Annotated in this window: 1 pseudogene; it reads right to left on the bottom strand. The window is 59.9% G+C overall.

Going from position 1 to position 851, the window contains the following annotated elements:
• Positions 1–295: 295 nt before the first annotated feature.
• Positions 296–851: pseudogene (locus tag NW856_RS12200) on the bottom strand (AarF/ABC1/UbiB kinase family protein); the annotation flags it as partial.

Here is an 851-nt window from a genome sequence, read left to right as displayed (position 1 = left end):
CCCCCCGAAGGGGGAACTCCACCCCTATTAAAGCCAAGCAGGGCAAGGGATGCAAGACCCGTTTGCGAGGGATCCGGAAAAAAGGGGGCAAAAAGAGTTTCGGCGAGGGGGTTTTGGGGCCGGAAAGCCTTGTGGCACAAGGCGTCGAGGGATCCGACGAAAGAATGGGCTTTTCCGAGATTTTGAGGGACGCTCGCAGAGGCGTTGATACCGTTTTGGTGTTCTTTTGGAAACATCGAGATCCAGACAAGGGCAGTAGGGCCCTGAGTCCACTGATGAGCCAACCTCAGCCAATCTAGCCGCGCAGGCGACCGGAGCGCAGGATGCTGATGACGAGCCACAGCCCCAACAGGCTGGCCGCGCCGAACAGGAGTTCGCTCAGCCCAAAGACCTGGAAGCGCTGCGTCTGAGCCGAGATGATGGCGGCCCCGACGATTAGAGAGCCGACCACAATGCTGTAGGAGAGGCGGTTGGCCGACTGATCCAGGCTGCTGCGGATCCCGTCCAGCTCTTGGATGGTCAAGTTCCAGCGCTGGGTTTCCGAGGTGATGCGGCTGAGCAGCAGCTCCATCTGGCGCGGCGATTGCAGAGAGAGATTTTTTAAATCCAAAGCCGTGCGCAGCAGCGAAGGCAGAGGGGCCTCCCCCAGCAATTGCGCCCGAAACACATCCGCCATCAGGGGGCGAAGCTGCTCCGGCAGGTTGTAGTCGGGGGTGAGCTGGCGGGCGATCCCTTCCAAATTGGCCAGCGCCTTGGCACAGAGGCCCAAATTGCCGGGAATGCGGATCTGGTTGCGCCGGGCCGCCTGCAGGATCTCAGAAAAGAGCATGACTCTAGTCAATAATAAGCTC

The sequence above is a fragment of the Synechococcus sp. R3-13 genome (assembly GCF_047462195.1).
GTDB lineage: Bacteria > Cyanobacteriota > Cyanobacteriia > Thermostichales > Thermostichaceae > Thermostichus.
This window is presented reverse-complemented; position numbering and strand designations above follow the sequence as displayed.